Source organism: Mucilaginibacter sp. dw_454 (genome assembly GCF_018449775.1).
GTDB lineage: Bacteria > Bacteroidota > Bacteroidia > Sphingobacteriales > Sphingobacteriaceae > Mucilaginibacter.
Window position 1 is genome coordinate 1262496 of the sequence record NZ_JAAVVB010000001.1, and the last position, 20737, is coordinate 1283232.

Genomic DNA, 20737 nt, shown 5'->3' on the forward strand with positions numbered 1-20737 from the left:
TATCATCATCAAAAAAGCTATCCGCCTATGTTAAATTATTTACCACCTTTACCACCAGCACCCGGTGCAACTTTGTTCTTTGTAGTTATCTGTGAACCGTCATGAAGCGACTGCACACCATCCACTACTAGTTTGTCGCCTTCGCTAATACCACTTTTAATTACCACGTTGCCGCCAATGGTTTGGCCCGGCATCACTTTTCTTTGCAGCGCCACCAGCTCTTTCTTAGTTCTGCCGGTATCTGTTTTAGCTTTAGGATTACTGATAATGGTGTCTTTAGCTATAAATACAAAGTATTCTCCCATTTGCTCTACAACCGCTTTATTAGGCACCACTAATTGTGGTTCTGTGTCCTGATTATGAACCCGTACAACGCAACTCATACCGGCTCTTAATACATTTTTAGGATTCGGGAATACTAAACGCACCCTGATAGACCCGGTTTGCGAGTCAACCGCACGATCAATCACCGAAATTTTTCCGATTGCCGGATACAAAGAGTTATCAGGCAGCATGATGGTAAATAATGAGTCTACATTTTTACCCTTGCCGCTTTGTAATTGTTCAAAATGAGGTAATTGTTTTTCGTTGATCACAAAATCGACTGCCATTGGGTCTTCTGTAGATATTGTATTTAACACCGTTGAACCTGTTGATACCACATTCCCTAATTTAACCTGGCTAAAACCAATGGTGCCACTAAAAGGCGCATAAACAACTGCGTAGTTTAAATTTGTTTTAGCGGTTTTAACCATCTCTTCTGACGCGGTTACCTGGTTTTTGGCGTTTTGATAGGTGATCATGGCATGATCATACTGTTGTTTAGCTACCGCGTTATATTTATTAAGATACTCATACCTATCAGCATCTTGCTTAGCCTGATCCAGGTTGCCCTTAACCACTTGTAAGTTGGCCACAGCCTGATCGTAGGCTGCCTGGTAAATTCGTTTATCTATCTCATACAATTTTTGCCCTTTGCTTACATGGCTGCCCTCAATAAAATAGATCCCGGTAATAGCACCCTGTACCTGCGGTAATAACGCTACCTGGCTTAAAGCTGCCGTGGTTGACGGATACTTATCAAAATAAAAAACACGTTTTGCTTTAACTTTCATCAAATTAACAGGTATCTCGGGGTTATCCGGCGCCTGCTTTTTACTACATGCTGCCAAAGCAATGCAGCTGATAAAAACGATACTTAATTGGGCTCTATTCATGGAGAAGCGGTTGTTGTTGCGGTGGATTAATAGGTGATGTTTCCCATCGATTTTTCCAGGTCTATTTTACTTGACAGCACCTGGAACAATGCGTTGATGTAATTTACTTTTGAGGTTACCAAATTAGATTCGGCAGTTATAACATTCAGGTAAGGCACAATACCTTGTTTATACTGTAAGGTCACTACAAAGTACGTGCGCGAAGCCATGGTTACGTTTTTCTGTAACAACTCTAAATTATAGCGATTGCTTTTATAAGTAGCTAGAGCGGTTGTATACTCTTTGTTGATCTGCGATTTCAGATCTATCCTATCCCAGTCAATCAGTTGTTCTTGTAATTGGGCCTTTTTTACATTATGTACGCGCGCAAAACCTGTAAAAATAGGTATGCTAAATGACAGCCCGACTAATGAGCTTGGGTACGAGTTTTGAAACAGGTCGCTGGCGCGATTATTCTGAAACTCTAAATTATAGTTAAAAAAAGCAGACAGCGTTGGTAAATATTGTGTATTGTAATAATGTAGCAATTGATCTTGCAAAGCCTTTTGCGTATTTAATTGTTGAAACTCTATGCGTTTTTCAAACTGTAATTGCTGTAGCGTATCCATGTTGATATCGCTTTTCATACGCAGCGTATCAAAAGCAACATTAAATTGCTGATTAACCGGGTAACCAATTAGCTGCTTTAGAGCCGCATATTGCGGGATAATATTTTCCTGCGCTTCTTTTAATTGGGCTTTGGAGTTGTTAAGCGAAATACTAGCTTCCTCGTAATCTGTTTCATCTACAATACCGCCTTTGTACTGATGGTAGGCATCTGTTACGTTTTTACCTAAGCGCGCTGTATCTTCTTTTAACACACCAATTTGTTGCAGCGTCAGTAAAAGATTATAAAATGATTTTGTTACCGATGTAACCAGGAAGATCTTAGTACTATCTGTAACCTGTTTAGACGCCTGAAGCAGCAACGGAGCGGTGTGCGAAGCATATAAAAGCTCGGGGCTAAATATGGCTTGCGATACCTGAACACCCGGTACAAATGAATTGCTTATGCTTGTACGGGTTGATGACGCGGTTGTGGTGGTGCCCGTAGTACTGCCGGTACTGGCAACGACAGCACCATTGCCCGGTTGTTGAATGTAATGTATCAAACTCCCGCTGGCGCTAACTTGCGGTAGCCATGGCGCTAAATTAACTGCATTGGTTTCTCCTGCAATTTGCGTACTGATCAATGATTTATTTAATGCCGGCTGATGCAGCATAGCATAGTCGATACATTGTCTGAGTGATAAGACTTCTCCACCTATCTTATAAGTAGTATCCCGGACCTCACCGTTTGCAGGTGTCCCGGTGCCCCCATTTTGGGCATAAGTGGTCAATGCGAAAAAAAGCAGTCCGAATGCTGATAAAGAGCGGCGGATTATTCCCATAAAAAAAAGATATTCCACACCCGGTAAAGGATGTCAATGTGATAAAATGCGATTGTGATAGTTTTAGCCGGAATGCCAAAATGTATGAGAAGACCGGTTGCTCAAATAGGGGAGACACAAAAGTGGAAAAAACTAAATGAATAGCAAGTAACAATTTCGTTAACCTATGTAATTGAAAATCAACGATATAATAGAATTTATTAGATGATAATCAAGGAAGTAGTAAAGCAGAAGATTTGCTTCATGAAGTATTATTTTTTACTATAACTACCTGCAATAGTTAATCTTACGTAAAAGACCGCAAGATCAGATTCGCCGTGCGCGCCTGCGTTCCACTTATCGGCATTTGAACCGGGTATTTCTTTGGTGGAGACGATTAGATTGCTGTGCGTGGTATCTTTAGCCTTAAGCGCGCCGGTTATATCAACAATGTTACTGCCATCCAAATCTACCCGCTCGGCTTTTACGATTTTTGACTTGGGGATTGGTATAGAAAGTGTCGTCGTATTGGAAGCTGCATAGTCGGCAGAGTCAAGTCCGATAGCTATGGTAGCTTTTAAGGCACCCACTTTAAATCCTACTACTGAACTGTGTTTACCTGACAAGCCGGTTGCCTTTAAACCTGTAATTGCAGATAAAATACCGCCGCCAAGAAGCTGAGCCATGTTTTTAAGGATTAGCCCATGAGCAGTAAGTGTTTTACCGTCATACAGGCCTTTTTTGTGTGCCGGTATTTCGTCGCCCGCGTCAGGAGTATAATAACCGCTGTAATAAAAGTATTTAAACTTATCCGGAGCATTCCAAAGGCCGCTGGTAAGTGCCCAGTAAATCGCGAAGGGATACTCGGACGAAATAGCTATAGGATTAGTGGTATAACCCCACTCTGTTTGCCAGTAAGCCAGGTTTGGATAACCAGCGGCAATAGCTGCCTTGCGGATATAGTCCAGATCCCACCAATGAAAATAATGCAGATCAATCACATCAACATTACCCCAGGCATTATAGTGGTTCATGATCTTAACAAAATTTTCGGGCGAAGTATATTTGCAGCCGGGATAACCGCCATACACCACTTTGCCACCTGCATCGCGGATAATTTTAGATGCCGGTAAATGGATCTTGTTGATATAATCATCAAAATTACCGTCGTAGAAAAATCCTTTTTCGGTAAAATCAACATCCCATCCTTTTGGGCTTGGTACGGCCTCGTTCCAGATCTGAAAATATTGCAGGTTATAAGGCGCTTTATGTAAGTTATCTACCACATAAGCTACGTAATCTGTCCAGTCAGATTCAACAGCGGGGGCGCTACGGTCGGTGTTGTGCAGATCTTGTCCAGCCCAACCCATATAAAGCAGTTCAGGTAAAAATGCCGAACCAGTTTTCTGTAAATCAAGAGCCTCTTTTTGGAACTTAGCCACATAATTGGCATTCCACACGCCGCGCGACGGCTGAATCTTATTAATAAAAATACCAAACGGACGCTCCCAACCAACAATGCCGTTAGAAAAGAACGGATCACTGGCATCCATTTTATTCACACCAGAAAATTCTTTAAACGTTGGCCCTGCCCATTTTTGCGAAAATGACGATCTTGGCAGTATTACCTGAAATAATAAAGACAGAACAATGTATTTTACGAACTTTTGCATGAGATTGTCAGTTTTATAGCACCTCAAATTGATAAAGCCCTGCCTGTAATTCAGCGGATCTACCTAAAATAGTCATGCCAGCCCTATCTTTTATCTTCGTTTTATGATTTGGGAAAATAAAACTAGCAGATGTATTTTGTGGTACTTCAATCAGTATCTCTAAATTGCCGTTTTTATTCAAATGCCATTCTGAACGTATTTTACCGAATAAGCTATTGTAAGAAGATTTACAATAAGAAAGATCTTTAATAATATGCGGTTCAATAATAAAATGTTTAAAGCCGGCGCCGTTTTCATCAGGTTTAATTCCTCCGAGGGCTGTGTAAAACCATTCCACCACACTACCAAACATGGGGTGGGTATGCGATCCGCTCCCATTCCATGACTCCCATAACGTACTGTTTTTACTATCCAGCAGATAACCAAAACCCGGTGCATCTTTTTGATTCATTATTTTGTAGGCAATATCGTCGCGATCATTTTCTGACAGCACTTTTAACAATAGCGGCGTCGCCAGGATGCCGGTATCAAAATGATAATTGATTTTTTGAAGGTGATTAAGCAATGAGTTAAAAACCAGGTTATAATTCTCCTTTGGCACCAATCCAAAAGCAAGGGCGAATACATCTGCACCCTGCCGGCCCTCCCAATAAGTTTTGGTTGAGGTGTTATACCAGGCTTTATTAAAATTTGCTTGAATCTGCCGGGCAAGATTCTCAAATTTTGCTCGGTCGTTATCTTTCCCTAATACCGCAGCAACCTTGCTCATCAAATCAACAACGTGATAGAAATATGCGGTATTAACCAAAGGTTCAGGAAGCTGTATATGGTCTGGCGTACACCAATCGCCAAGACACCAGCCTTTTGGTTCTTCGTGCGATATCATGCCATTCTTATCGGTCCGGGTTTGCAGATACTCCACCCATTGTTTCATGCCAGCGTAGTGCTGCCTTAATACTGCGGTATCGCCATAATAAGAAAAGTACAACCACGGCATAATTACATAGGCCGATCCCCAGGCAGGGCCGCCACCGCCGCCCGCAAACGGCGCGGTATGTGTAACAAAGCCGGTCTTTTTATTCCGGGCATCGTCCATATCATTAAACCATTTGCGGTAAAACTGCGGCATGTTAAACGATAACAGTGCGCTTTCCATAGCCACTTGCCCATCGCCTGTATAGCCTAATCTTTCACGGTGCGGACAATCACTGCTCAGGCTGCCGTGCAGGTTTGCCTTTTGTGTCCTTAAATAAGCCTCGTTGATTTTATTGAAGAACGGATTTGAACATTCAAAACTTCCATTTTGCGACACATCCGTATGTACATCTTTCACCTCGACGCTTTCGGCGTCAAGAATCACATTTTTAGCTGTGATCTCTATTTTTCTAAAAGCATGCCAGGTAAATTTGGGTTCCCAGGTTTCTGTTCCCTGCCCTTTTAACGTGTAACTATCATACTGCCCATAATCATCGCCTTCTTCACTTACATAGCGTATTTTGATGTGGCCGCCTGCGGCACCACTAACATTAACAGATGCCCATCCTGCAACCGTTTCATCTAAATGATATAGGTAAACAGAATCGTGTAACTTACCGTCGAAAGTTGGCTTTAAGGTGCGTGCAATTTTATCAAAAGGCGCCAGTTGCGGATGCAAAGCACCAACAGGAGGCCTAACTATTATAGCCGATTGCCATTTAGTATCATTATAACCCGGTTTGTCCCAATTACCAAGCGCTAACCGGGCGTCATACTTTTCACCAGTAAAAATACCGTCTTTTATTAGTGGCCCGGTGTTGGTTTTCCAACTGTCATCAGAAGATATAATGCGGGTAGTTCCATCGTCATATTGGATTTCCAATTGAAAGATTAGCTTTGGCACATCGTACCACATTCTACCCTCAACGGTACGGTCGCGCTGATTGTACCAGCCGTTACCCAGCAATATGCTAACGACGTTATTTTGTTGGATAATGTTTTCTGTAACATCAAAGGTGTTGTACAGTACCCGCGGGGTAGATTGGTCGTTGTAAGGGTAAAGCAGTTTTTTAAGCGATCGCTGATCGTAATTGGTGACTGCAGGAGCCAGTACCTGGTCGCCTATCTTTTTGCCGTTAATGTATAATTCATAAAAACCTAAGCCACTCACATAAACCGTTGCTTGTTTTATTTTTTTGCCGACAATAAATTCTTTGCGAAAATAAGGCGCGGGAAAGGTTATAGCCGAATCAGGGCAAGGATCTGTCATAGCGCCGATCCATTTGGCTTTCCAGTCGGCTGCTTGTAACAGGCCCATCGACCATGAGACAGTCGTACTCCAGTTGGACGCGACATTCTTGTTGTCCCAGATCATTACTTTCCAATATAGTTTTTTTCTGGATGGCAGCGCTCTGCCCTGATAAGTAACCTGGGTAGAGTTAGAGGAATGCACGACTTTACTATCCCAATAGTCGCCAATATTTAGCGATAATAAAGCATTGCTGCTGGCGACTATAATTCGATAAGCTTTTTGGTTTACATCATTACCAGCCGAAACCAATTGCCAGCTAAGTATAGGGTGCTGGCTTTCAATTGCCGTAGGGTTTGAAAGATATTCACATTTAAGATCTTTAATTTTTGTAGCCGGCGATTTACCAAAAGCAATCGCCGGGACAAATAGAACTAAAATAACAAACACGAAAACAGGCTTCATCTAGATTGGACTTGGTAGGTCCAAGGTACAAATTATCGCAAGGATAAAAAGTGTGTAGGCTACGGATTCATCCGATTAAAGTACTCGCTGATGGTTTCGTTATTTGCTTACGCCCGTTAAACGCGTACCCCAAACGTTAGCTCGCTTTCAACTGCTTGCACTTAGAGTTACGAAGAAAGCCCGGCAGTTATAGTTTCCAGTCAGGTCTTTCAAAGTGACAAGTATACCCGTATGGATTTTTTTGCAAATAATCCTGGTGCTCAACTTCTGCACTCCAAAAATCGCCCGCCGGCACAACTTCTGTTACGATTTTGCCTGGCCACACGCCGGAGGCATCCATTTCTGCTATCAGAGCTTGAGCTGTTTCGCGTTGGTTATCACTTAAATAAAAAATAGCCGAGCGATAAGAGGTGCCGATATCATTACCTTGTCTGTTCCTGGTAGTTGGGTCATGGATCTGGAAAAAATATTCCAGAAGTTTACGATAAGATAATTGTTCAGGATCAAAAACAATTTCTATCCCCTCTGCATGTGTTCCGTGATTACGGTAAGTAGCGTTTTTAACATCGCCACCGGTATATCCTACCACGGTAGATATTACGCCTGGTTGATGTCTAATTAATTCTTCTACTCCCCAAAAGCAACCGCCTGCTAAAATGGCTTTTTCAGTATTCATGTTATTTTCTTTATAATGCCTAAAGGTAACATATCATTGAATGAATGCGTTTCTTTAGCGGTCATTTTTACAATTATTCAATAAAAATTTCGACACTGTCAGTTAAAAGATCGACGAAATTCTAACGGCGAGAAATTTGTCTTTGTCTTAAACAACTTACTGAATGATTGCGGATGCTCAAAGCCTAATTGATAAGCAATTTCGCTTACGGACAAACCAGTTGTAGACAATTGTTCTTTCGCTTTTTCAATCAACCGGTTATGGATATGCTGCTGTGCATTTTGCCCGGTTAACGAACGCAGCATATCGCTTAAATAACTTGGAGAAATATTCAGATGTTCTGACAGGTATTGAACCGTTGGGGTTCCCTGGCTTAGCGATTTTTCATCTCCAAAATACTGGTTTAAAATCTCCTCTAATTCTTGCAACAAACCGCTGCTTACGGACTTACGGGTAATAAATTGGCGTTTATAAAACCGGTTGGCATAATTGAGTAATAATTCTATCTGTGATATAACAATATCCTGGCTAAAATCATCTATCCTGCTATTCAATTCATCTTCAATGATCTTGAAAATAGACATAATAGTGGCTTTTTCATTTTCTGAAAGATGCAGGGCTTCGTTAGCGGCATATGAGAAAAAGCCATATTGTTTGATCTTTTTAGCCAAAGGATAATTCAACAAAAAATCCGGATGAATTAATAGTGTAACCTGTGAGCAGTCTACTTCATCCTCTTCGCTATTACCGCCAACTATTTGATTAGGAGCTGCAAACAACAACCCACCTTCATCAAAGTCGTAATAATCTTGCCCATACTTTAATTTGCCGCTAAACTTTGGACGATACGATATTTTATAGAAATTAAGTACATGGCGCCCCTTTGGCCGGGTTATCTCCAGCCGCTCGCTCCTATCGGAGATCAAACTGATCAAAGGATGTAGCGGTTTGGGGAAACCAAATGCCCGATGAGCGTCTGATAACGATTCGAATTTCGGGGGACTATTTTCGTCTTTTTTCATAATGCTTCATTACAATAATAACCGATAAAGTTTAATTTACCGGTTATCATTAATTGTTTTACCGACAGATTACTTTGGTTCGCCTTGTGCCGATTCTGACACGGCTTGCCAAGCTTCCCAGATTGCTAAACGCTCGTTGTAAGCCGAGCGCACCCAGTCTAAGTTATGTTTTCCTAAATTAAACCGTAACGGCGGATTCTCAGCATCAACAATTTGGAATAGTGCCTGAGGTGTTGCATCCGGATCCCCCCGCTCTAAATCTCTTAAACGATTAACAAACTGCGTTTTAAAATCTTCGTAAATTTCAAGACCCGGTGCAAATTTTAAAGAATCTTGACTGCCGAATTCGGTAGCGTAAGCGCCGGGTTCAATAATAGTTACTTTGATACCAAATTGCGCAACCTCTGCAGCCAATGCTTCGTGAATAGCTTCGAACGCCCACTTAGAAGAAGCGTAATAGCCAATAACGGGCATTGTTACGTGGCCAAGACCACTAGATGTACCCAGGATGTGCCCCCCGCCTTGCTCTCTCAATAATGGCAACGCTGCTTGTATAACGGCCAGGGTGCCGAAAATATTGGTTTCGTAAAGCGCCCGGACATCAACCGCACTCGCTTCTTCAATAGTACCCACTAATGAATAGCCTGCATTATTCAATACAATATCAAGCCTTCCAAAATGGACATGAGCATGTTCGACAGCCGCTCTTGCTTGTTCGGCATTAGTGACGTCTAAGGCTAAGGTTAATACGTTTTCACCATACCTTTCATTAAGATCAGCTATACTGCTTAGCTGCCGTGCGGTTGCTGCAACTTTATCGCCACGTTTTAACGCGGCCTCTGCCCAAACGCGGCCAAAGCCTCGGGAAGCTCCGGTGATGAACCAAACCTTACTGCTACTTGAATTATTTTGTTGTGTCATGATTGTATATTTTAAATAAATAACACCACAAAGGTGAGCAGATGCCAATGGCTACTTGTAGCATAAATGAGGAATTTAGTAGGCAAAATGAGAAAGTTGATGACTCACTGATTCATTATGGGCAAGGCACACCTAAGGCTAAGCTAAATTTTCTTAATTTTGGGCTATTAACCAACCTTGTAGCCGATGCAATTCTCTGTTAAACGAATACTATTAAAAACGCTGAAAATTTCTGGCATTATCATAGGTAGCCTACTGCTGCTCATGTTTTTGTTACCTTACCTTTTCCCGCAAACCTTTACAAAAAAGATTCAAAGTTGGGCCAATGATAGCATCAACGGCCATATTTCTTTTTCGGGCACGCATTTGTCTTTTTTTAAACGCTTTCCACTACTTACCTTGACGCTATATGATGTTAATTTAAAAGGGAGCGCACCGTTTGAGAAAGACACATTAATATCAGCCAAAGAGCTTTCTCTGGGTATCGACCTTTCCTCATTGTTACACAGCAAAATAAACATCAACAAAATATATCTTGACCAGGCACTCATTAATATACAGGTTGATAGCGCCGGCAAGGCAAATTACAATGTTTACAAAGCGAAAAAACAACAAAATATCGCAGCGGCCGATACCGGGCAGACATCGTTAGGTATTGATCAGATTTTGGTTGAAAAAAGCAGATTGGTTTACAATGACGAATCATTACCAATGAAAGTCATTGCCTCTGGTTTTAATTATAGCGGCAGTGGCGATCTTACCAAAGATATTTTTGATTTGCATACGCATACCGATATACAGTCGCTTGATTTTATTTATGCCAAACAGCCCTATATCATATCCAAAAAGGTAAATGCCGACCTGGTAACCAAGATCAACACCAAATCGCTGGAGTTTATTTTCCAGAAAAACAACCTGATGATAAACCAGCTACCGGTGCAGTTTACCGGTCGATTTGCATTTATTAAGGATGGTTACGATATGGACTTTAAGATCGATTCGCACCAAAGCGATCTTGGTGATATTGTAACCGCTATACCGGCAGCCTATCAAAAACTATTAGAGCAAACAGATGTAGATGGGGATGGCAATATAAAAATTGCGCTTACGGGCAAATACGTTGTCAAAGATAACTTGAAACCTAATTTACTTATGAGTTTAAAAGTCCGTAATGGCTTTATCTCTTATAAAAAATCGGCTTCGCCTATTAGTCATTTGTTCCTTAATTTCCAGGCAAAGGTGCCGGGGCTTAATCCGGATAGCTTATATGTGAGTATAGATTCGAGCTACTTTAACATTGGCAAAGATTACTTCAGTTCGGTTATACGGGTAAAGGGTATTAAAGAGCCTGTTATTTATGCCAAAGTAAATACAGAAATTGATCTGGAAAAATGGAACAGCGCCATGGGTATTAAACCCTTTAGCGTTAAAGGTAGATACGCCCTGCATTTACTGGCCCAAGGTAAATATGCAACGGGTATAACAAAAACTGGGCTCCGCAAAAAGATAGACACGGTTATTACCAGCATTCCAAAATTTTCGATCCAATCGTCATTTAAGAACGGTTATTTTAAATATGCCAATTTGCCCCAGTCTATCAATAACATTAGCTTTAACCTAACGGCCAATTGTCCGGATAACAATTATAAACATATCAGCGTGGCCATGGATAATATCAACGCCACCGCCTTGGATAACTATATAAAAGGCTATTTTAAATTGGCTAATGCTGCCAATATGCCGGTAGATGCGCGGCTACAAGCAAAGTTTCATTTAGCCGAGCTGCGCCAATTTTATCCTGTTGATAGCATTGATTTAAAAGGAGATCTGGATGCTGACGTAAAAGTTAAAGGGAAATATCTCCCGACTCACAAGAAGTATCCGGCTGTAGTCGCCAATATCCTGCTAAAAAATGGCTCGATAAAAACTAAATACTACCCGCACCCAATTGAAAACATACAGGTTAGCACAGCGATAACCAACAATACTGCATCGTTAAGTGGCTTAAAGGTTTTTATAAAACCGATATCATTCAGGTTTGAGGGCGAACCTTTTTCATTAAAGGCGCGGCTACAAAACTTTAATGATCTGGAGTATGCCGTTACCTCGCAGGGAACAATAAACATTGGTAAAATTTACAAAGTATTTGCTGTTAAAGGTTATAATGCAAGGGGAACCATTGCCGCTAACCTGGCATTAAAAGGAAAACAAAGCGATGCGCAGGCAGGCCGGTATGATAAGCTGTCTAACTCGGGTTCCTTAACTGTAAATAATATCGCGTTAACATCTGAGCTTTTCCCGAAACCGTTTTTAATAACAAAAGGCGCGTTTAGCTTTAACCAGGATAAAATGCAATTTGATAGTTTTACTGCCAACTATGGCAGCTCGCAAATAGTTTTAAATGGCGCACTATCTAACGTTATTGATTACGCCACGAAACCCTCGTCAACCCTCAAAGGCGATTTTAAATTAACCAGCAATCAAATTACGGTTGACGATTTTATGGCTTTTGCCAGCCCTTCGCCAACAACTAAACCTGTTAATCATACCTCGGCCAGCTCACCATCAGGCGTAATCATCGTGCCCAAAAACCTGAATCTCAGCTTTACTGCCGATGTAAAGGCGGTAAAATATAATGGCTTAGTGATCAATAATTCCAAAGGACAGATGATTATCAACAATGGAAGCATCAGCCTAAAACAAACCGGGTTTAACCTTATTGGTGCGCCTGTTAGTATGGATGCGGATTATACCAGCATCTCACCCAAAAAAGCATTTTTTACGTACCATATCAATGCCAAAGATTTTGATATCAAAAAGGCTTATAACCAGGTAAAGCTATTTCATGATATGGCATCTGCAGCTGGTAATGCCGAAGGTTTGGTGTCATTAGATTACAAGCTAAGCGGGCAATTAAACAGCAATATGCAGCCTGTATATTCGTCGTTAAAAGGTGGTGGCGTTCTATCGGCAAAAGCTATAAAAATGCATGGCTTTAAAATGCTTAATGCTATTGGCAGCCAAACCAAACACGATAGCATTGCTAACAACCCCGGCGTATCGCAAATAGATATTAAAACTACTATTGCCAATAACATCATTACTATTGAGCAAACCAAAATACGGGTAGCCGGCTTCCGGGTAAGGTTTAGCGGGCAGGTAGATTTTGCTAAAAATATCAATATTCAATTCAGGCTCGGGTTGCCGCCATTAGGTATTATAGGCATCCCCATGAATATTACCGGCACACAGGATAATCCTAAAATACATTTGGGTAAAGGCAAAAAAGAAGATGAATTAAAAGAAACACCCGAAGAGGATAATTAACAAGAACGCTTGAGGATTAATTTGTTAGATGCGCTCATAAATACTAAATTTAAAAAACGATGTAACCAGCATCTTTTTAAAACCGAAATAAATGAAATCAACTAACCTAATTAATCGCACCCTATTGTTGGGCGTGTTGTTTCAAATGCTGTTGTGTATAAATCCAGTTATGGCCCAGATACCAATTCGCGACCCGCACACGCCAGGTTATGTATCGGCGACGGAATTAGCGGACGGAACCAATCCTTCACCCAGCACCAACGGAAACTTTATTATTGGCCCCAAACATGATCCGGCACCAGAGTCAATTATTCAGCCAAATGTACCGCAGGGTACTATATATCGCTTTACTGTAGATTCAAAGGACAGCAAAATTTACCCCGGCATTGCCCGCGAACCTAAAACGTTTGGCACACCAGATCCGACCGAACCTGCTAAACTAATCGTTACTACCAGCCACCCCGCGTCGTACACTCGTCAGATAGCCGTGTACGTTCCAAAACAATATGTTACCGGCAATGCGGCACCCTTCATAATTGGTGCCGATGGCCCGGACAATTTACTTTTTACGGTATTGGACAATTTGATTGCTGAAGGCAAAGTACCGGCAATGATTGCCATTTCTATAGGTAACGGCAGCGGCGATGCACAAGGCAGCGAAAGAGGGTTGGAATACGATACGATGAATGGCGTATATGCAGAATTTGTAGAAAAAGAAATATTGCCACTGGTAGAAAGTAAATGCCAGGTTAAGCTAACTAAAGATCCTAATGGCCGTGCAACCATGGGAGGCAGTTCTGGCGGGTCATGCGCGTTGATCATGGCATGGTATCATCCCGGGTGGTATCATCGCGTGCTTACCTATTCTGGTACCTACATTAACCAGCAATGGCCCTACAACAAGAAAACACCCCATGGTGCCTGGGGCTTTCATGACAGCATTATCCCTAACACTCGCCCAAAACCCTTGCGGATCTGGATGGAGGTAGGCGATCAGGACCTTTACAACCCAAACATCATGCGCGATGATATGCATGACTGGGTTTTGGCAAATGAAAATATGGCAAAAGTGCTTGCTGATAAAAACTATCAATACCAGTTTATTTTTGCCCGTAACGCCGGGCATGTTGATGGTAAAGTAAGAAAGCAAACACTGCCCGAGGCGCTGGAATGGCTTTGGAAAGATTATCAGCCCGCAAAATGATCTGATAAATAATCCTCCGTTTTCTTACTGTTGATTGCAGCTGATTTAGTTTTTTCCTTTTCTACTCAGGGTCAATCATAACAAGCGTGTCTTATGTGAAAAATAACACATGAAACAGTTTGTATATCTCGCATTATTACTCATTTTCATTCAGCCTTTAAGAGGTTTCACACAAAATCAAACGCTGGCTTCCCCGGGCTTTACACAAACCATTAAAGGTATTGTTACCGATAAAAGCACGAAGCTGGCAATGCCCGGCGTCACCGTTAAAATAAGTTCTGTCGATCCGATAAAAGCCAGCACTACAAATGTCGAGGGTGTATATAAAATATCTGATGTGCCCGTGGGGCGGCATATCCTGGAAGTATCGTACCCAGGCTATCAAACGGTGGTATTGACCGAAGTACTTGTAACTACCGGCAAGGAGACCGAGGTAAACGTTGAACTGGAACCTCAAAGCAAACAATTGCACGAAGTTTCCGTCGGTGCGGGCAGAGACAAACGCCCTGTTAATAATATGGCCTTGAGCAGCGCGCGGTCTTTCTCGCCCGAAGAAACTAATCGTTACGCAGGCGGCTTTTTTGATCCGGCACGTATGGCGCAAAGTTTTGCCGGCGTGGTGGCCGGTGGCGACAACAATGAAATTGTGGTGCGGGGTAATTCGCCAAAAAGCCTGCAATGGCGGCTGGAGGGAATTGAAATTATTAATCCCAATCATTTCAGCAATGCGGGCGCTGCGGGCGGCAGTATCAGTATGCTCAACTCTGCGTTGCTTAGTACCTCAGATTTTTATACCGGGGCTATGCCTGCGGAATATAGTAACGCCACATCGGGCGTTTTCGACCTTAAATTCAGAAAAGGCAATACCGATAAGAATGAAACCTCTTTAAGTATAGGTCTTTTAGGCGCAGGCATAACAACAGAAGGGCCGTTTAAAAAAGGGGGCAGTGCTTCATATTTAATTAGTTATAGGTACTCTTCGTTGGATCTACTTCAAAAAACGGGATTACTTGGTTCAGACGGTGTGCCTAAGTATCAGGATCTCTCCTTTAACTTTGTATTTCCCACCCAATCGGCCGGTACTTTCTCGATATTTGGTATTGGTGGATTAAGCTCTGTTGATGTAAACGCCAAACACGACTTTACAAAGTGGAAGGAACGCAGCGATGGCGACGATTTCCTGAGCAAATATGGCGCCGGCAGCGCAGGGCTTAAACACGTTTATATTGCTAACAGTAAACTATATCTTACTAACATCATATCTTACAGCCGCGACCAGAGCCGCGAGCTTAGCGATACCTTAACCCATGCTTACCAACCAAGTACGGTGCAGAACGCTACTTATATCAACAGCACCATAAGATATGCGGGCACTTTAAACTATCACGCCACAGATGCCAGCAATATACGCGTAGGTATAAATGCCAGTTATCTTAACTATAACCTGTACGACCAGGAATATAAACAAGAAACCCGATCATTGCAGCAATTGCTCAACCAAAGTGGTAACGCCCATACCTTCGACGCATTTATAGAAGACAAGTACGATTTTGACAACGGTTTAACATTAAATGCCGGCGCACACACTAATTACTTTAGTTTAAGTAATAGTTGGTCGTTCGAGCCATGTTTAGGGTTAAATTACCAGTTAGGTAACACCCAAAATCTATCTTTAGCGGCAGGTGCTTATAGCCGTTTAGAATCATTGTCTTATTATTTTGCTACACTGCCTAACTCATCAGTTGTTACCAATAGTGGCTTGCGTCCTACTAAATCAGAACAAGCGGTGATAGGCTATGAGAAATTTTTTTCAGGACATCTAAAGTTTAAAACCGAGGTCTATTACCAGCATTTGTATGACGTTCCCGTTTCCTCAGATCCGAATAGTAACTTCTCACTACTTAATGTACTTGATGATACAGGCATTGGTGCAGCAGATTATACATCATTGGTAAATAAAGGTACCGGTAAAAACTATGGCATAGAGTTTTCATTGGAGAAATCGTTGAGCAAAGGTTATTATTTTATGGCCACCACATCTCTTTTCGATTCTAAATTCAAAAGCTTGAGCGGCCAGGAGTTCCATACAACTTTTGACAGTCATGTGGTTGTTAACGCGGTTGCAGGTAAAGAATGGGCAGTAAGTAAAGACAAAAAGAATTTGTTTGGGTTGAATGGTAAAGTAATTTTAGCCGGCGGCCGCAAATATTCGCCTATTAACCTGGCAGAATCACTGCGTTTAGACGAGCAGGTTATCGACGAGACCAAAATCAACACACTAACAGCCGACCCTTATATACGGGTAGATTTCTCGGCAAGCTATCGTATCAATGGAAAAAAAGTAGCGCACTATCTGCTATTGGATATCCAGAATCTGCTTAATCGGCAAAACAATACCGGTTTATTTTATAATCCCAGCAAACGTATTGTAGAAAAAGACAAATGGATCGGCATTCTGCCGGTATTAACTTATCGTATTGATTTTTAAGTGTGCACATCAAAATTCTGATATAAACAAAAAGCCCTTAAATCATCAGATTTAAGGGCTTTTGCTTTGGTATCGCTTTTAGTCGGGATGGCAGGATTCGAACCTGCGGCCTCCACATCCCAAATGTGGCGCGATACCGGGCTACGCTACATCCCGATCGGGGTTGCAAAGGTAGGATTAAAAATCACCCCTGCAAATCTTTTTTAAAAAGATTTTCGACTTTTTTCTAACCTTCCACTAAATCAAAAGGTTATATTTCTTACATCATGTATATACCTGTTTTAACAAGGGTTTGTGCAACAATCATATGACATGTTAAGCAACATTTATATGACATTGTGATATTGATTAAACTTCGGCGTAATTTCGCCGTTAAACCTATATTAAATAGGGATAAATATGAAAAAGATTGTTCTGCTATCATTTTTTGCCGTTTTAACTGCTATTCAGTTACATGCACAGGATAAATTAAAAACCGTTCAGGAAGGCAGTGTTTTAGCCGCTCCCGGAGTTAAAGTTGACGGCAATATTTCTGAGTGGAAGGATAACTTTCAGGCTTATAACAAAGCCGTTAAATTATACTACACTTTGGCTAACGACGATAAATATTTATATCTGATAGCTAAATCAAGCGATATTACCAATATAGCCAAAATACAGGCCGGTGGTATCAATATTCTGATTAATACTGCCGACAAAAAGAACGACAAAAACGCATATAGCCTTACCTACCCCGTAGTAAACCGTGCAGGTGGCGGCGGCCGTGGTAACAGGCGCGGCGGCTTTGGCGGCGACAGATCTAACTTAACAGACTCTGCAAAAAAAGCCATGCTGGCCGATGCACATAAGCAATTTATCGACGCAGCAAAAGAGATCAAGGTATTGGGTTTTAAAGATATTACCGATACCCTGATTTCGATCTACAACGAATACAGCATCAAATCGGCGGTTGGTTATGACAGTGCTGATGCCATTACCATCGAAATAGCTATTCCGCTTAAGGCTTTGGGCCTGTCGGCAGATCAGTCAAAAGAATTTGCTTACCACATTGTACTTAACGGTTTGCCTTTACCAAACGGTGGCGGGTTTGGTGGTGGCGGCGGTGGTCGTGGTGGCAGAGGCGGCGGCGGTCGTGGTGGTCAGGGAGGCGGTACCAATATCGATTACGAGGACATGCTTACACCTACTGATTTTTGGGGTAAATACACTTTGGCTAAGCCATAATTACTCCAGAACTAAAACTTATACCTACTAATTTAATATGAAGAAATTTCTACTGCTACTTACTATTATACTATCTGTTTACGGCAAATCATCGGCCCAAACTAAGCCTTTGCCCCCTCCTTTGCCTACCCGCGAAGTAAGTGGCGTGGTGAAAGACGAGAAAGGCGAAACGCTTCCGGGTGCGTTAATTACTTTAAAATCGGCGGTTGATACGATAAAAACTTCTACAAATGAGGATGGTGTATTTGTTATCAGAGATGTTAAGCGGGCTACATTTAGCCTAACGGTATCTAGTATAGGTTCGGTTACTTTTATAAAGAAATACCTCAATAGCGATATTGCCAAAAAAATTGTCTTAGACCCCATCACTTTAAAAGACGAAACCAATCAACTTAATGAAGTAAAAATTAACGGCACACCCAGCGTAACATACAAAACAGATACTGTTGAATATCGCGCGTCTGACTATAAAGTAAGGGCAAATTCTACGATCGATGAATTACTCAAAAAAATGGAGGGCATGGAAGTTGGTTCTGACGGCTCTCTAATTCACCAGGGCGAAGCAGTAGTAAGAGCGAAACTAAATGGTAAAGAGTTTGCCGGTGGTAGTGTGGCCCAAGCCATCAAGAACCTGCCGGCCGACATCGTTGAGAAAATACAGATCGTTGACGATTACGGCGAGCAAGCGGCACGTACGGGTATCAAGACAGGATTGCCTGAAAAGATACTGAACATTACAACAAAGCCAGACAGGTCAGTCGGCATAACCGGGCGCACCACAGATCAGTACGGCAATAACGGCCGTTACAATGCAAATTTGTCTGTCGAACGAATTGACGGCAACCAGGTAATGAGTGTAATTGGCAATGCCAAAAGCACAGTCGACGGCATTGGTGGCGGTAACCCGGGCACTACCGACAGCGGTTCGCCTTCTGTAAGCTATCGCGACCAATTAAGCAAGAAGGTGCAGGTAAATACCAGCTACGGGTATTGGTATAGTAACAATAATTCCATCAATCATCAATTTGGTAATTTTGTCACAGCAAAGAGTGATAGTTTGTTTGGGGGACCGCAATATTTCGATCAACAGGGTAGCAATACCAGCACCAGCAATGGCCAAAACGGACACTTTCAAATAGATATACAGGCTGATAGTTTGAACTTTGTCCAGGTAAATCCATCTTTTGGTGTATCAAATTCATCTAGTTCAAACAACTATCAGCGTAATGAGATTGATGATTACAGTAATTCAGAAGGTGTAACCAATTTTCGCCATGTTTTTAGTGGCGGTGTTAGCAGCAATACTAATTCAGGCAAGAATTATGGTACCAGTGCGCTATACGTTCACTTATTCAGAAAGCCGAAGAGAAACATTTCTGTTAACTTCAACGTTTCGCATAGCGACAACTCATCTAACAGTAATACCAACAAATACTATCGTTATTACGCAGACAGCACTTTAAACAACCATTTGCCTCTGGAAGACTCGACAGTCCATTTATTAATTAACCGGCATAATGAAAACACATCAGTTTCGAGTTCTGCTACTTATACCGAACCTTTGAGTTTGGTGTCTTTATTGGAGTTCAGCGGGAGCTGGTCAAATTCTGCCAACTCTGCAATCTCTACCCAGACCGAGGTGGATCCTCTGGGTAATTTAATTCCAAGACCAGATTTAGGCAATCAATATAATTTCTCCATAACCCAGTCAAGGTATACAGCTAATTACCGTTTGGATGGCAAGAAGGTCAATATGTCTATCGGAGCTACAGCTATAGACTATCAGCTTACCGGCACCAAGCTTAATGACAATACTTTTGAAAACGCATCTACGTCGCGTCATAGCTTTAAAGTTATACCGGCATTCCGCTTTTCTTATTCATGGTCTCGCACACAACGTATCCAATTAAATTATAACGGCGCCAACATAGATCCTGATTTTAGCCAGATCCAGCCATTTACAGACCGGTCTAATCCATTAAATGTTATTGTAGGTAATCCTAATCTTGATCCTGGCTTTAACCACTCGCTGAACGGATCGTACAATAATTATCTGGCAAATTCGAGGTTTAACATCAGCCTTAATGGATATCTGAATCTATACACGCATAAAATTGCTACTAACAACCTGCGTCTTCAAATCCCAACCGACCCTAAGAACTATTATACCTTGGTGCAATATCTTAACCTGGACGGTTCTTATGCATGGGGCACCGGCTATAGTATCTCGAAACAGCTGGATGACAGGAGATACAACCTGGCTTTGAACGGAAGTGTAAATTACAACCATGCAACTGCCGAAGAAAACAACCAGGTTTTCCACCAGGACACCTGGTCATTTGACAACCGTTTTGGCCCAAGGATAAATCCGAATGACAATATCGAAGTAAACCCTTATGTAGGCTATACCTTAACACGTGGTTTTAGCTCAATAGACGAGGCCCTGGGTACACAATATTCAACCGCCAGATTGGCTATTGATGGCAAGTTTTATTTCAAACAGACCTACCAGATCAACTATAGCGCCAGTAAAAATTTTGTATCTGGTGTTAAAAACAGCACCAACCCTTTTGTAGTTAACATGGGCTTTCAGAAAGAATTCCTTGAAAAAAGAAACCTGGTGTTTACCTTTGATGTATTTGATGTGTTTCATCAAAATAACTTCATCTTGCAACAACCTATAGCTGGAGGGCAGATCAGTACTATATCCAATACAAACAGTCGTTACTTCCTGGTTGGTCTGCGTCTTAACCTGCAAAAATGGGGAGGCCGGCCACAACAAAATGGCAAGAATATGCAACGACGAGGCGATGGTAGTTTTATTTACCAGTAATATTTACTGCTGAGCATATAAAAGCGAAGGCCTGCCCCGATTGTCGGAGCAGGC

General features: G+C 41.8%; 12 protein-coding genes and 1 tRNA gene. 5 read left to right on the forward strand and 8 right to left on the reverse strand.

Annotated elements, in window-relative coordinates; all coding sequences use genetic code 11:
- Positions 1-35 precede the first annotated feature (35 nt).
- From HB679_RS05655 to HB679_RS05685, 7 genes are all read right to left on the reverse strand, one after another.
- Positions 36-1217: an efflux RND transporter periplasmic adaptor subunit gene (locus HB679_RS05655; RefSeq protein WP_214070957.1), complete on the reverse strand. Its 1182-nt coding sequence runs from the start codon at positions 1215-1217 to the stop codon at positions 36-38.
- A gap of 26 nt (positions 1218-1243) precedes the next feature.
- Positions 1244-2647, reverse strand: coding sequence for a TolC family protein (locus HB679_RS05660; protein ID WP_214070958.1), 1404 nt, complete (start codon positions 2645-2647; stop codon positions 1244-1246).
- Positions 2648-2898: 251 nt separating this feature from the next.
- On the reverse strand, positions 2899-4299 hold the full coding sequence (locus HB679_RS05665; protein ID WP_214070959.1) for a hypothetical protein: 1401 nt from the start codon (positions 4297-4299) through the stop codon (positions 2899-2901).
- A gap of 13 nt (positions 4300-4312) precedes the next feature.
- Positions 4313-6988: a family 78 glycoside hydrolase catalytic domain gene (locus tag HB679_RS05670; protein WP_214070960.1), complete on the reverse strand. Its 2676-nt coding sequence runs from the start codon at positions 6986-6988 to the stop codon at positions 4313-4315.
- Between the two features lie 187 nt (positions 6989-7175).
- Positions 7176-7664: a peptide-methionine (S)-S-oxide reductase MsrA gene (gene msrA / locus HB679_RS05675; protein WP_214070961.1), complete on the reverse strand. Its 489-nt coding sequence runs from the start codon at positions 7662-7664 to the stop codon at positions 7176-7178.
- A 98-nt stretch (positions 7665-7762) separates the two neighbouring features.
- Entirely contained in the window at positions 7763-8686 is a 924-nt protein-coding gene (locus tag HB679_RS05680) for a response regulator transcription factor (RefSeq protein ID WP_214070962.1), read from the reverse strand.
- A gap of 69 nt (positions 8687-8755) precedes the next feature.
- Positions 8756-9607, reverse strand: coding sequence for an SDR family NAD(P)-dependent oxidoreductase (locus tag HB679_RS05685; RefSeq protein WP_214070963.1), 852 nt, complete (start codon positions 9605-9607; stop codon positions 8756-8758).
- Positions 9608-9793: 186 nt separating this feature from the next.
- Between HB679_RS05685 and HB679_RS05690 the strand changes: the two genes are divergently transcribed.
- From HB679_RS05690 to HB679_RS05700, 3 genes are all read left to right on the forward strand, one after another.
- Entirely contained in the window at positions 9794-12934 is a 3141-nt protein-coding gene (locus HB679_RS05690; protein ID WP_214070964.1) for an AsmA family protein, read from the forward strand.
- A gap of 91 nt (positions 12935-13025) precedes the next feature.
- The gene (locus HB679_RS05695; protein WP_214070965.1) at positions 13026-14138 is read left to right on the forward strand and encodes an alpha/beta hydrolase-fold protein; all 1113 of its coding nucleotides are present in this window, start codon (positions 13026-13028) and stop codon (positions 14136-14138) included.
- A 109-nt stretch (positions 14139-14247) separates the two neighbouring features.
- Positions 14248-16626, forward strand: a complete 2379-nt coding sequence (locus tag HB679_RS05700; RefSeq protein WP_214070966.1) for a TonB-dependent receptor — start codon at positions 14248-14250, stop codon at positions 16624-16626.
- Between the two features lie 82 nt (positions 16627-16708).
- On the opposite strand, the gene HB679_RS05705 is transcribed toward HB679_RS05700, so the two are convergent.
- Positions 16709-16782: transfer RNA gene (locus tag HB679_RS05705), tRNA-Pro, on the reverse strand.
- 243 nt (positions 16783-17025) lie between these two features.
- Here HB679_RS05705 and HB679_RS05710 point away from each other — a divergent pair.
- On the forward strand, positions 17026-17850 hold the full coding sequence (locus HB679_RS05710; protein WP_214070967.1) for a hypothetical protein: 825 nt from the start codon (positions 17026-17028) through the stop codon (positions 17848-17850).
- A gap of 37 nt (positions 17851-17887) precedes the next feature.
- The gene (locus tag HB679_RS05715; protein ID WP_214070968.1) at positions 17888-20683 is read left to right on the forward strand and encodes an outer membrane beta-barrel protein; all 2796 of its coding nucleotides are present in this window, start codon (positions 17888-17890) and stop codon (positions 20681-20683) included.
- The last annotated feature ends 54 nt before the right edge of the window (positions 20684-20737 follow it).